The 13,929-nt window shown below is 33.8% G+C and carries 13 protein-coding genes; 9 read left to right on the plus strand and 4 right to left on the minus strand.

Annotation, left to right across the window (positions count from 1 at the left end; genetic code table 11):
- Positions 1-9 precede the first annotated feature (9 nt).
- From MJQ71_RS08360 to MJQ71_RS08400, 9 genes are all read left to right on the plus strand, one after another.
- A complete protein-coding gene (locus MJQ71_RS08360; RefSeq protein ID WP_238806119.1) occupies positions 10-483 on the plus strand; it encodes a DUF6428 family protein in 474 nt (157 codons plus the stop codon).
- Positions 449-1,120 (plus strand): low molecular weight phosphatase family protein, encoded by a 672-nt coding sequence (locus MJQ71_RS08365; RefSeq protein WP_238806120.1) that lies wholly within the window; start codon positions 449-451, stop codon positions 1,118-1,120. The genes MJQ71_RS08360 and MJQ71_RS08365 overlap by 35 nt, the downstream gene beginning before the upstream one ends.
- 320 nt (positions 1,121-1,440) lie before the next feature.
- Complete coding sequence (gene rplS / locus MJQ71_RS08370; protein ID WP_238806121.1) at positions 1,441-1,797, plus strand: 50S ribosomal protein L19; 357 nt, start codon at positions 1,441-1,443, stop codon at positions 1,795-1,797.
- Positions 1,798-1,972: 175 nt separating this feature from the next.
- Positions 1,973-2,752 (plus strand): diaminopimelate epimerase, encoded by a 780-nt coding sequence (dapF, locus tag MJQ71_RS08375; RefSeq protein ID WP_238806122.1) that lies wholly within the window; start codon positions 1,973-1,975, stop codon positions 2,750-2,752.
- 144 nt (positions 2,753-2,896) lie between these two features.
- Complete coding sequence (locus MJQ71_RS08380) at positions 2,897-4,444, plus strand: maltokinase N-terminal cap-like domain-containing protein (RefSeq protein WP_238806123.1); 1,548 nt, start codon at positions 2,897-2,899, stop codon at positions 4,442-4,444.
- 6 nt (positions 4,445-4,450) lie between these two features.
- Entirely contained in the window at positions 4,451-4,891 is a 441-nt protein-coding gene (locus tag MJQ71_RS08385) for a DinB family protein (protein ID WP_238806124.1), read from the plus strand.
- Positions 4,892-4,921: 30 nt separating this feature from the next.
- Positions 4,922-5,869, plus strand: a complete 948-nt coding sequence (locus tag MJQ71_RS08390) for a threonine ammonia-lyase (RefSeq protein ID WP_238806125.1) — start codon at positions 4,922-4,924, stop codon at positions 5,867-5,869.
- Positions 5,870-5,979: 110 nt separating this feature from the next.
- Complete coding sequence (locus MJQ71_RS08395; protein WP_238806126.1) at positions 5,980-7,938, plus strand: ThuA domain-containing protein; 1,959 nt, start codon at positions 5,980-5,982, stop codon at positions 7,936-7,938.
- Positions 7,899-9,371, plus strand: coding sequence for a carbohydrate-binding protein (locus MJQ71_RS08400; protein ID WP_238806127.1), 1,473 nt, complete (start codon positions 7,899-7,901; stop codon positions 9,369-9,371). The genes MJQ71_RS08395 and MJQ71_RS08400 overlap by 40 nt, the downstream gene beginning before the upstream one ends.
- 45 nt (positions 9,372-9,416) lie before the next feature.
- Here the strand turns inward: MJQ71_RS08400 and ade are convergent, their stop codons facing one another.
- The 4 genes from ade to nuoH form a co-directional block, all read right to left on the minus strand.
- Positions 9,417-11,054 (minus strand): adenine deaminase, encoded by a 1,638-nt coding sequence (ade, locus tag MJQ71_RS08405; protein WP_238806128.1) that lies wholly within the window; start codon positions 11,052-11,054, stop codon positions 9,417-9,419.
- 493 nt (positions 11,055-11,547) lie between these two features.
- Positions 11,548-12,093: an NADH-quinone oxidoreductase subunit J family protein gene (locus tag MJQ71_RS08410; protein ID WP_238806129.1), complete on the minus strand. Its 546-nt coding sequence runs from the start codon at positions 12,091-12,093 to the stop codon at positions 11,548-11,550.
- Between the two features lie 42 nt (positions 12,094-12,135).
- The gene (locus MJQ71_RS08415; RefSeq protein WP_238806130.1) at positions 12,136-12,681 is read right to left on the minus strand and encodes a NuoI/complex I 23 kDa subunit family protein; all 546 of its coding nucleotides are present in this window, start codon (positions 12,679-12,681) and stop codon (positions 12,136-12,138) included.
- A gap of 63 nt (positions 12,682-12,744) precedes the next feature.
- Positions 12,745-13,920: an NADH-quinone oxidoreductase subunit NuoH gene (gene nuoH, locus MJQ71_RS08420; RefSeq protein ID WP_238806131.1), complete on the minus strand. Its 1,176-nt coding sequence runs from the start codon at positions 13,918-13,920 to the stop codon at positions 12,745-12,747.
- Positions 13,921-13,929: the final 9 nt, after the last annotated feature.

Consider the following 13,929-nt stretch of genomic DNA (forward strand, 5'->3'; position numbering starts at 1 on the left):
GACAAAAATATGAAACTCTCTGAAATAAAAAATTATCTTAATAACGCCGAAAGTGTCAATTTTGAACTTGAAAATGGAGCAAAAGTTCCAGAGCATTTCCATGTAACGGAAGTCGGAGTAATTACCAAGCACTTTATTGATTGTGGTGGAGTTATTCGCAACGAGAAAGTTGCTAATTTTCAATTGTGGGATGCCAATGACTTTGACCATCGTCTAAAACCACAAAAATTACTCAATATCATTGCTCTTTCAGAAAAAGCTCTAGGAATGGAAGACCTTGAAATTGAAGTAGAATACCAAGCAGAAACTATTGGAAAGTATGATTTAGGTTTCAACGGAACAGATTTTGTTTTAAAAAATAAACAAACAGCTTGTTTAGCTCAAGATTCATGCAGTATTCCAGCCGATAAATTAAAAGTAAATATTTCTCAAGTAGCTGCATCTACCAATGCCTGTTGCACACCAGGTGGTGGATGTTGTTAAGTTTTTGACCAAATTTCATTCAAAAATGTATCAATCAATCAGAAAATTCGTAAAAGATTTAGAGCAAGATTTTGCAATAATCCCTGGAGAACGAAAAGAGTTATTACAAAAAATTGCAACATATATTCAAGCAAGATATGATAAAAATGAGCCTATCAAACTTGTTTATATCTGTACTCATAATTCTCGCAGAAGTCATTTTGGTCAAGTTGCTGCGGCTGTTGCAGCAGCCTATTATAATATTGATAATGTAGCCACTTTTTCAGGTGGAACAGAAGCAACAGCTTTCAATCCAAATGCAATCAAAGCCTTGCAAAGTATTGGTTTTGTGGTAAATTCTGACGATAAAGTAAACAATCCAGTCTATAAAGTTAGCTTCGGTGAAAATGACTTTACAACTTGTTTCTCAAAGGTCTATGACCATGAAGCAAATCCCAAAAACGATTTTGCTGCAATAATGACTTGCTCTGATGCAGAACAGAATTGTCCATTTATTCCAAATGTTGCATTGAGGATTGGAACAACTTATGAAGACCCGAAGAAATCGGATGGAACGCCGCAACAAGATGAAACTTATATTGCCCGATTTAAACAAATCATTACCGAAACTTTATTCGCTTTTTCGCTTGTGAAATAGTTTTTGATTAATTAAAAAATCTAAACTAACAACAATCATACTCAAGTATGACCAAATGTACCTTCAATTAAACCAATTGAAGGTACATTTACACGTTATAATTTTTTTCTAAAATTTTTCTTGACAAAACTTTACAAGTACTATTTTTTTTTATACTTTAGTCATTGAAAATACAACAAAGGAAAATTTTATTCGTTGTTTGTGGTTTACATTTAGATTCATTATCTTTGCAGTCCGATTAGGAGAATGCTGGGCTTTGTACGGTTCAGCCGCTTCACTAAGCGACTTAAATATTTGATAATCAAGTAAATAACAAAACAATGGATTTGATTAAGTTAGTCGAAGCAGAATTTGCTGGTAAAAGACAAACGCAACCCGATTTTAAAGCAGGTGATACAATTAACGTTCACGTTAAGATTACTGAGGGAAACAAAGAACGTATTCAGATATACACTGGTACTGTAATTCAACGTCGTAACGTTGGTACAAACGGAGAATCATTCACTGTACGTAAAATTTCTAACGGAATTGGTGTAGAGCGTATTTTTCCAGTTCTTTCACCTAGCGTTGACAAAATTGAAGTAGTACGTCAAGGTAAAGTACGTCGTGCTAGATTATTCTACTTACGTGGAAAACAAGGTAAAGCAGCACGTATTAAAGAATTAAAAAAGAAATAAGAACATATTTTGAAAAAAGTCAGATTTTTTTCTAACTTTTTTATTTCAAAATTGTCTAAAGATAAAAGTAATAGCTTTTTCATAATTTTGTGTAGGAAAAGGCCGCCCCAATGGAGCGGCTTTTTTTATATATATCGCTTTTAAACAAAATTGATGATTTCAAAAATCTAATTCAATGGAAACTTCAACTGAAAATATCAAATTCTACAAATATCAAGGTACAGGTAATGACTTCGTGATGATTGATAATCGCAACGAAAATTTTCCTGTAAATCAATCTTATATAGAACATCTTTGTCATCGACGATTTGGCATTGGTGCTGATGGCCTAATTTTGCTCCAAAACGACCAAAATTACGATTTCAGAATGGTCTATTTCAATGCAGATGGACGTGAAGGAAGTATGTGTGGAAATGGTGGCAGATGTACCGTTCGGTTTGCTGAAGATTTAGGTATTTTCAAAAAAGAAACCAAATTCATCGCTGTCGATGGCGAACATACAGCACAAGCCAACGAAAATGTTATTGCTCTGAAAATGGGCGAAGTTCATAGCTTGGAACGCCACCCTACTTATGATTTTATGAATACCGGGTCGCCACACTACGTTGAATTTGTAAAAGATATTGAAAATTACGACGTTTTTTTAGAAGGCAATCAAATTAGATATTCGGAAGAATGGGTAAAACGTGGCGGTACTAACGTAAATTTTGTAGAAATTATCAATGAAAACACCATTTATGTGCGTACTTATGAGCGTGGAGTCGAAGATGAAACTTATTCATGCGGAACTGGCGTAACAGCTAGTGCATTGGCTGCTAATCTTCGTTATGGACTTAATAGCCCAATAAGAGTAATTACTAAGGGAGGAAATTTGGAAGTTTCATTTGAAGAAAACTTTCAAAATATCCATTTAATTGGCCCCGCTGTTAGCGTATTTGAAGGATATTTAAAGTAAAAATAATAATTTCTCTTAAAAAAGTCTTGGTTTGTAGAAATACGAGCCAAGACTTTTTTTGTAACAAAACATTTACGCCAAATATTTGCATTATCACTTAGTCCTTCCTAATTTTCGACAACCTAACAAAAAAACGAAAATACAATGACTGAGTTTGTTTTAGCCATCGAATGGGCTGGTTTTGAAAAAGATAAATATGTACATACTGTTTTAGAAGATAATATCTTACCTCCTTTCATTGCTCAATGTCGCTGGTTTGCTGGCAAAGCACGCTCGATTAAGCAGTTGAAAGTTAAAGATGCGGTTCATTTCGATGAGTTTATTTTCATGACTTTTGAAGCTAAATACGAAGAAGGCGATGTTGAATTATATCTTTTACCATTATCATTTGTAGAAACCAATACGCAAGATATTTCACCAAAAGGAATATTGAGTAAAGCGAGTATGGATGATAAATTAGGTTTTTTGGTTGATGCAATTTATGATGTCAACTTTAGAAATGCCTTATTTTCAAGCTTCTATAATCAAAAAGCTTACGACCAAATCAATAAAGATGTTTTGTCTTTTCTTAAAGGAAAAGCTTTTATTGCTGAATCTGAAGTAATCGAATCTGTGTTGCCAAATATTGACTCATCCAATTCTGCAATGATATTCGATGGAAAATATTTCCTTAAACTATACCGTAAAATTTTTGCTGAGACTAATCCTGAAGCAGAAATGGTTGAATTTATTACTCAAAATTCTGACTTTAAAAATATTCCTAGATTTGCAGGAAGTATTACATGGAAGCGTTCGAACGCCCCTGAAATTACATTTGCGGTGATGGTTGAAGTAGTGGAAAGCCTGAAAGATGATTGGAGCATGACTGGCGATTATCTAAATGATTTCATGGAAGCGTTTGTTGATGGTAATTTTCAAATCAGAGAATCAGTTTTTGGCAAAGTTTCTCAACTTGCAGTTCGCACTGCTGAAATGCACAAAGCACTTTTTGCATTGCGTGGAGCTGAAGCTTTCAATGCAGAACCTTTCGACCGTCAATATCGTAGATTTCTGCATCAGAAATTTGAAAACCTACTCGAACGAAGATATACTTTATTGACAGATAATTACTTGAGGCTAGATGAACAAGCACAATTTTTGGCATGGAAATTTATGGAAGCCAAAGATATGATTCTAGATTTCATCGACCAAGTGCTTACTCGTCCACTTTTTTCATACCGTACACGTATTCATGGCGATTATCATTTAGGTCAAGTTTTAGCAACGGAAGATGACCTTGTTATAATTGATTTTGAAGGTGAGCCAGAAAGTACAATTACTGAGCGAAAAATCAAACATTCGCCTTTAAAAGACGTTGCAGGAATGATTCGTTCATATCATTACGCTGTATCAGCAAAACTTTTTAATTCGGCTGAAACCAGTAATATTGATGCTCAAGAATTACAAAGAGCTGCCGACCGTTGGTATAAACTGATAAAAGACACGTATTTGGAGGAATATTTGGCAGTTTTTGGCTCTCCACATCCTCTCTTCAAAGATAATAATGAAATTAACTATTTGTTACTTTTCCATTTACTCGAAAAAGCTGTTTATGAAATTGGCTACGAAGTAAATTATCGACCAACTTGGGTGAAAATTCCTTTGAAGGGTATTGCAGAAGTATTGGCAGAAGTTGAAAAATTGAGGCGATAAAATCGGATGAAAGAATATTTCAAAACGCTATTTGAACATGAACATTGGGCAAATCTGAAAGTTTTAGAGGCGTTAATTTCTATTCAGAACGCTCCTAAGAAAGCTATTGAGGTATTTTCGCATACGATTGCAGCTCAAAGAATTTGGCTTGACAGAATTAATCACAATACAACCGATTTGAAAGTTTGGGAAGTCTTTGAGGTTGAAATAATGTTAGAACTTTTGGAAATAAATTATAATGATGTTTGCAAAATAATTGATAGTCAAGATATTAATCAACTAATTGCTTATCAAAATTCTAAAGGTGAAAATTTTACAAGTACTATAAATCAGATTTTAACTCATCTTGCTTTACATGCTTCGTACCATCGAGGGCAAGTTATTTTACTTTTAAAAGTTGACTTAACAACCTTACCATCAACAGATTATATTTTGTATCTAAGATAATTTTACGACTAATCAATCGTCATTCAAAAAATGAACCATATTCCAAGTCTTGAAGATATTCAAACTGTCCATGAACGAATAAAATCATTTATTCACCAAACTCCTGTGCTTACTTCACAAAGTATCAATGAATTAATTGGTTGTGAAATTTATTTTAAGTGCGAAAATTTTCAGAAAATTGGGGCATTTAAAGCACGAGGAGGCATGAATGCAGTTTTATCATTATCAAAAGAAGAACAAGAAAAGGGAATCACGACACATTCATCTGGCAATCATGCTCAAGCAATCGCGTTAGCCGCAAAAACAGTTGGCACAAAGGCATTTATTGTTATGCCAACTAATGCACCAATTATCAAGAAAAATGGTGTAAAGGCACTTGATGGAGAAATAATTGAATGTGAACCAACATTAGAAGCAAGAGAATCGACGGTTCAAAAAGTAATTGAGCGAACTGGAGCTACTTTTGTACATCCATTCAATAATTATGATGTTATTGCTGGCCAAGCAACCGCTACAATTGAATTAATTACCGAAATACCAAATTTACAAGTTGTGATGGCTCCTGTGGGTGGTGGGGGATTATTAAGTGGCACTGCTTTGGCAACTCATTATTTATTACCAAATGCTGAAATAATTGCTGGTGAACCTGAAGGAGCTGCAGATGCAATTTTGTCATTTAAAAGTGGTAAAATTGAAAAAGCTCCTTTCATAAAAACGATTGCAGATGGCTTGATGACCAATCTTGGTGATAAAACATTGGAAATTATCAGAATGTATGTAAAAGATATTATCACGGTCAGTGATGAAGAAATTATTTCAGCAATGCGTTTGATTTGGGAACGTTTAAAAATAGTAATTGAACCATCAAGTGCGGTTCCATTTGCAGCACTTTTAAAGCAAAAAGAACGATTTGAAGGCAAAAAAGTGGGTATCATTTTAACTGGTGGAAATGTAGATTTAGGTAAACTACCTTTTTAAAATCAGATTAGAATAAATATGAAAAAAGCCTTATTTAGTTGCACTAAGTAAGGCTTTTTGTTTTGTATATTTACAATCCATTTATTCAACCTATATAACAAAACTTACTTATGAATTTCGCATTCTTCTCAACAAGAAGAACATTTCTTGTTATATGTCTATTTTTATTCACCAAAAGCCTCATTTTTGCTCAAACATCACGGGTTTTAGTGTTTTCAAAAACCAAAGGATGGAAACATAGTTGCATCCCTTTTAGCATTAAAGCCATACAAAAACTAGGTCAAGAAAATAGTTTTATGGTAGATACAACTACTAATTCTGCTCTTTTTTCTGACCAAAATCTACAAAAATACCAAGCCGTAATCTTCAATAACACAACAGGTGATGTATTAAATAACGAACAACAAGCGGCATTTGAAAGGTATATTCAAGCGAGCGGTGGGTTCGTTGGAATTCACTCCGCTACCGACACAGAATATGCTTGGCCATGGTATGGTGAATTGGTTGGGGCATATTTTGGAAGTCACCCCAATAACTCAAATATTAGAAAAGCTAGTATTGATGTCACTGATAATCAGCACATTTCAACAGCACATTTGCCTGCAAGATGGGAAAGAACTGATGAATGGTACAGTTTTAAATATTTTTATCATGGAATCAAACCTTTGGCTTTTTTAGACGAAAATACCTATGAAGGAGGAACAAATGGTGGAAACCATCCTATCGCTTGGTTTCATGAATATGACGGCGGAAGAGCATTTTATACTGCAAACGGACATACAGACGAAAGTTATTCTGAACCACTTTACTTGCAGCATTTGTTGGGAGGTATCAAATACGCTATCGGAAATGCAAATGCTTTAGATTATTCAAAATCATATTCAAAGGCTGTTCCTGAAGAAAATCGGTTTGAAAAAACGGTTTTAGTGAATGACCTTAATAACCCAATGGAATTGGCGATTGCCAAAGACGGAAGAATATTCTTTACCGAATTGGCCGGAAACTTATCTGTTTTTAACACAAAAACCAACGAACATAAACTAATCCATCGTTTTCCATTAGTGATGAAGGGTGGAACTGGTTTAATCGGAATTACACTTGACCCAAATTTTGAGCAAAATCAATGGGTATATCTGTATTACTCGCCACCAATAGAAGGTGAACCAATTCTTTTTAATTTATCTCGATTTACAATTAGCAAAAATAACGTTCTTGATTTAAGTTCTGAAAAAGTTCTATTGCAAGTGCCTGTTCAAATCAATAGCGGTTCACACCACGGCGGCTCTTTAGCTTTCGATAAAAATGGTAATTTATTCTTATCAACAGGTGATGGCACTACGCCATTTCCTTCTGATGGATATGCTCCACTTGATGAACGCAAAGATGAAAAATATTATTCAATGGATGCCCAAAGGTCAGCAGCAAATACTAATGATTTAAAAGGAAAAATTTTAAGAATTCATCCCGAAAAAGACGGCACTTATACAATTCCTCAAGGGAATATGTTTCCAAAGGGCAATCAAACCAAACCTGAAATCTTCGCTATGGGCTGTAGAAATCCCTACCGAATTGCTATAAATCCCGAAACATCAACTGTTTACTGGGGTGAAATTGGACCCGATGCAGGCGAAGATAAAATACGTGGCCCAAGAGGCTACGATGAATTTAATCAAGCAAAAAAACCTGGTTTTTATGGTTGGCCTTATTTTGTTGGCAATAATTTTCCATATTCTGAGTGGGATTTTGAAACAGCCACCGCGGGTCCTAAATATGATGTAGAAAAACCAACCAATAATTCGCCAAACAATACTGGTTTAACAAAATTACCACCAGCAGTTGCTCCGATAATTTGGTACCCTTATAGTCTTTCACCTGATTTCCCAGAATTAGGTTTAGGCGGAAGAAGTGCCATGGCTGGAGAATTCTATACTTATGATAAAAATTCTACCTCTAAAACTAAAATCCCTGAATACTATAATGGAGCATTATTTGTTTTTGAAATGAAAATTACGTTAGAAGTGAAAAGTTTATGCCAACTAATGGAGATTTTAGAAGACCTATTGACTTAACTTTTGGAAAAGACGGAGTCATGTATGTATTAGAATATGGCTCTGTATATGGTGCTGATAACGTAGATGCAAGGCTAGTAAAAATTGAGTATAATAGCGAAAATCGTTCTCCCAAAGGTGACGCATATTTTGTGGATTCCAAATTAGTTGAAAAATTAAACGCTCAATCATTTATTACATCAGAAACAAGAAATTTTCCAAAACCAAAAGAGATAGTAGGTAAATCTCCATTGACGGTAAAAGTTTCTGGTAGAGGAACTGACCCTGATTTTGATGATAAATTGACTTACCAATGGTTATTAAATGGCAAAGAAATTTCAAATAAACCAAGTGCAGACTATACTTTCACAAAATCGGGTAAGTTCAAGCTATTATTTAAAGTAACCGACCAAAAAGGCTCTACTAACATTGACACTTTGACCGCAATTATTGGTAATGAAAAACCAATTGTAACTATTAAATCAAGCAAAAATCGCTCATTTTACTGGGATAATCAACCGTTCGACTATCAAATTGATGTAAATGATTTTGAGGATAAAATTATTAATACAAAGAAAATAAAAACAGTTTATAATTATAATCCACAGCCTTTTAGTCCTGATGCTGATGTAACTACAAAAGCAATTTCAACGGTTGAATCGGGTTCTATTGGAAAAACTTTAATAGAAGGAAGTGATTGTAAAGCTTGTCATACGATCGATAAAAAAGCAGTTGGGCCGTCCTTTACTGAGATTTCTAAAAAATATTCTGGTCGTGAAGGTTCACTTCAACTATTGACAAAAAAAGTAATTGAAGGTGGTGGTGGTACTTGGGGAACAGTACATGTTATGGCTGCTCATCCCCAATTAGCTAAGCAAGATGTCAATGAAATGATAAAATATATTCTTTCACTAAGCGACCCGAAAAAAGAGTTTAAGTCAATTCCTCCCCATGGCTCACTAGTTTTAGAAGCACATAAAACTGATACCCCTAAAGGTTTTTACACATTAAAATCACAGTATTTGGATAATAAAACAAGTGAAGCTTCAGCCCAAACTGGAACTGACATTGTTAGATTAAAATACCATATTTTAAGAGCAATGGATGCTGATTTACACCCTGGATTTAATTTTGAATGGGGTCAATTACGTCAAGGCAGTTCAAAATCATATTTAATGTATAAAAAAATTGACCTTACTGGTATCAAAAATATTAGTTTTGAATATGCATCGCTGGACAAAAATGGGGAAATAGAGATTAGAAGAAATTCGGTTGCAGGCCCAATTATTGGTAAAGTTAAATTTGAAGCAACAGGAAATTGGGATACAATGAAATGGATTGAATGTAAACTTGAAAATTCAGAAAATTACTTTCAGGATTTATATTTTGTAGCAGTAAAAAAAGACAAACCGAATGATAATATTATAAAATTCAAATCAGTAAAATTTGATTAATAAAATAAATAAGCTGAATAAAATTGATATTTTATTCAGCTTATTTTATTCAAATAAATCAACAAACTCAAATTTTTCTCCATCAAAAAGCCCTAAATCACTTAATTTCAAAGCTGGAATAACTAATAACGCCATAAACGAAAGACTCATAAAAGGCGAACCAAGTGTACTACCAAGTTGTTCTTTCACAAAACGGTCTATCATTGTATAGCTTTCAGCTACTTTATAGCCATCATCATTACTCATTAATCCAGCAATTGGCAAACCCAATACCCCTCTTTTTGTATTACTCACCGCCGCTACTCCTCCTTTTTCACGTATTATTAAATTAATTGCTTCACAAATTGAAAAATCATCAACGCCAACAGCAATAATATTATGAGAATCATGTCCAACAGAAGAAGCAATCGCACCTTCTTTTAAGCCATAATTGTTAATAAAAGCAATTGCAGGTGCTGCATTTTTATAGCGATTTAAAACCACAATTTTAAGTATATCATTTTCTATATCTGAAACAACAAATCCATCTTTAATTTTAGGTTCTACAAAAATTTCTTTAGTAATTAACTGACCATCAATCGTTTTAATTACCCTCATTTTTTTGTTTCCATCGGGTGCAGCCATTTCAATTTGAGATGGACTTATTGGTTCACAATTAAAGTTATTTATTACCTCACTTTGTAAATTTTCAATAAGTGAACCACCATTTTCAGCAACTTTTTCACCATTAATGTAGGTTCCTAAAACATTAAAATCTCTTAAATTATCTACCAAAATAAAATCTGCCCAATCACCTTCTCTTAATAAACCAACATTCATTCTATAATGTAAAACAGGATTAATTGTAGCCATACGAAGTACTTTAAAAGTATCTATACCTTTAGCAACAGCCCTTTTTACTAATTGATTAATATGCCCTTCTACTAAATTATCAGGATGCTTATCATCAGAGCAAAACATCATACTCGCAAAATACTCATTGGCTAATGGAATCAATTCGTCAAAGTTTTTTGCAGCACTTCCTTCTCTAATCAATATTTTCATCCCAAGTTTAAGTTTTTCCAAAGCTTCACCTCTGGTAAAACACTCATGGTCAGTTTCAATTCCAGCATCAATATATTTTTTAGCAGAAGCTCCTCTTAAACCAGGAGCATGGCCATCAACTGGTTTATTATACGCTTGTGCGAGAGCAATTTTCTGTAAAACAATGGGATCTTCATTCAACACTCCAGGGAAATTCATCATTTCGGCTAAATATCCAATTTCCTTAAATTTAAATAAATAAGCGATGTCCTTAGCGTTAATTTCTGCACCTGCCGTTTCAAAATTCGTCGCTGGAACACAAGATGGTGCTCCAAAACAAAATTTAAACGGAACTTTTCTCCCATCTTCTATCATAAATTCTACTCCTTTTACTCCCAAAACATTGGCTATTTCGTGTGGGTCTGACACACTTCCAACACTGCCATGAACAACTGCCAAACGAGCAAACTGAGCTGGTGTAAGCATTGAACTTTCCACATGTACATGAGAATCAATCAAGCCAGGTAATATATATATAACATCTGTTTTCTCATTTTCTTGGTATTTTATTTGATGAATTCTTCCTTTGTCAATTGTCAATATTCCATACGAAATCGTTCCGTCGAATACATTTACAATATTGGCACTTAATGTTGTCATAAAGGGTAGTATAAAATTTTGGTTTGTAAAATAAAGTATTTTTTAGAAAATATCACCATTAACACCAAAACTATTAATAAAATTTGATTGGAAATAAAATTCAACCAAATTCAAAGTGAAATTATGCCTTTTAGAGTAAGAATCTTGTGATTTTTAGAACTTTTGAGTCGTTTTACTAATACAAGATAAGTAGCGAATATTTAGAAGTATTTCTCAAAGCAAAAAATAAAAAAGTCATCCAATAATATCAGATGACTTTAAGTCTATTGAGTGAACCTTTTTGAATATTTTCAATGATATGCGTATCTTTTGCGAATATCAAATTGACGACCAAAATCATGCCAAAAATTATATTAGTAATTATATCCCTTTTGTTATCAAAATCTACAATTTTCATTCATTTTTTAAGTTTGGCACCAAGTTTGTGATGACCGACCATAAAAAAAGAGACCCATGTGAACACATGAGTCTCTTTTTTTATGAATGATAATAATTAAAAATGTCTTTCGCCAGGTTCACGTTTTGCTAACATCACCGCTCCAGCCATCGCAACTAAAAACAATACAGATACTAATTCAAAAGGCAAAATATATTCTCCATAAAGTGATTTTCCTAAGACCTCAACCATTCCAGTTTGTGAACTGAAATTAAGTTTATCTGCGGTTTGTTTGTCAGACCTTCTTAAAAATAATATCAAGATTCCACCCATCAAAAGTGCAGTTACGACCGCGGCAACAATTGTTTTATTATTTTTCATTTCATCTGCTTCTTCTTTCAGATTCAAAAACATAATAACAAGTAAGAATAGAACCATTATTGCCCCTGCATAAACGATTATATTAACCGCTGCTAAAAATTGTGCATTAAGAAGGATATAATGTGCTGATATTGAAAAGAAAGTCACAATGAGATAAATCACACTATGTACTGGATTTTTCGACATAATAGTGCCTAAAGCTCCAAAAAGAGTAAGCACAGATAATATTGAAAACGTGTACCAAATAGGTGGTAAATTGAATATATTCTGTAAAAATTGCATAATTATAATAAATCTTAGATAGTCCCCAAATTTGGGTTTATTTTATTTCCAAAGTTTCTGAGCGTCTTCCTTGGTCCATGCATCTCTTTGATAACGATGATTCATGTCTTCCACCAATTGGTCTTTACCATAAATAACATCTTTACGGTCTGAAAATACAGGTACAAACATGTCGTGTCTTAAATAAACTGCTTGTTTTGGACAAGCTTCTTCACAAAGACCACAAAAAATACAACGCAACATATTTATTTCATATACTGCAGCATATTTTTCTTCACGATATAAATGTTCTTCACCCTTTACTCTTTCTTGAGCAACCATCGAAATCGCTTCAGCAGGACACGCAACCGCACACAAACCACAAGCAGTACAACGCTCTCTTCCTTCTTCGTCTCGTTTTAAAATATGATGTCCACGAAAAACCGGTCCAAGATACCTTTTTTGTTCAGGGTATTCTATCGTTGGCTTTTTCATGAAAAAGTGACGGATTGTAATACCTAAACCAGTTGCTAGAGAAGGTAAATAGCTTCTCTCAAACAAACTCATTTCGGATTTATCAGTTTTTTTTGCTCTATTCGTTAATTGCATATTTTTATCAATTTTGGCTTTAGAGTAATTTAAAGCGTCAAAAGTATCACTAATAATAATTGACTAAGCTCCCAAAACAGCATTTTTCTTTTTCGGACGTAATGACCAGAAAATTGAAATTATAAGAACCATAACGGCTAGTCCAGCCCAAATACCAACTAATTTATATCCTGAAAGTAATGCAATTGCGGTAATAACAATGTTACCAACTGCCAAAGGAATTAATCCTTTCCAACCTAAATTCATTAATTGGTCATAGCGGAAACGTGGAACAGTCCAACGTACCCACATAAAGAAAAATATACCAAATAATATTTTCGTAAACATGGCTCCAATACCAACTAAAGTAGCAACGTTATGTCCAACTGTATCTCCCAAAAATGCTACCAACTGTGATTGAACGAAATCCATTCCTGGGTAATTATATCCTCCAAAAAATAAACATGCAGTAACCGCTGATGAAGCAAACATATTGATATATTCTGCAAAAAGATAAAATCCTAATTTCATCGAGCTATATTCAGTATGATAGCCACCAACTAGTTCTGTCTCACACTCTGGCAAATCGAATGGAGTTCGATTGCACTCAGCAAATGCACATACTATAAATATCAAACAACCCAAAGGCTGATAAAATACATTCCAATTGCCACCGTGTTGTTGCTGCGTAATTTCACGAAGTGAAAGTGTACCTGACATCATCAAAATTGCAATAATTGACATTCCCATTGCAAGCTCATAGCTAATATTTTGTGATGCTGCACGAATAGCCCCCAACAAAGAAAATTTGTTATTTGATGCCCAGCCACCAATCATTACTCCATAAACTCCTAACGAAACAACTCCAAAAACATATAAAATGCCTATATTAATTTCAATTCCTTGTACAATTACTGGTTTTCCATCAATAAGAAATGAATTACCAAATGGCACAACTGCACTTGACATTAATGCCGTAAACATTGATAAACAAGGGCCTAATATAAATAACCATTTGTCAGCTTTTGCAGGAATAAAATCTTCTTTAAAAAACATTTTTCCAGCATCTGCCAAAGGCTGAAGTAAACCACCCCAACCAGCACGGTTTGGTCCTCTACGGTCTTGAATATAAGCTGCTACTTTACGTTCCGCCCAAGTTGAATAGGCTGCAATTCCCAATGTAACTGCAAAAAGCACTAAAATTATTAGGGATTTCCAAAGGAACATACTTTCGGTTATCCATTGTACAAATGAACTCATAATTACTAT

The organism is Emticicia aquatica (assembly GCF_923079645.1).
Classification (GTDB): Bacteria; Bacteroidota; Bacteroidia; order Cytophagales; family Spirosomataceae; genus Emticicia; species Emticicia aquatica.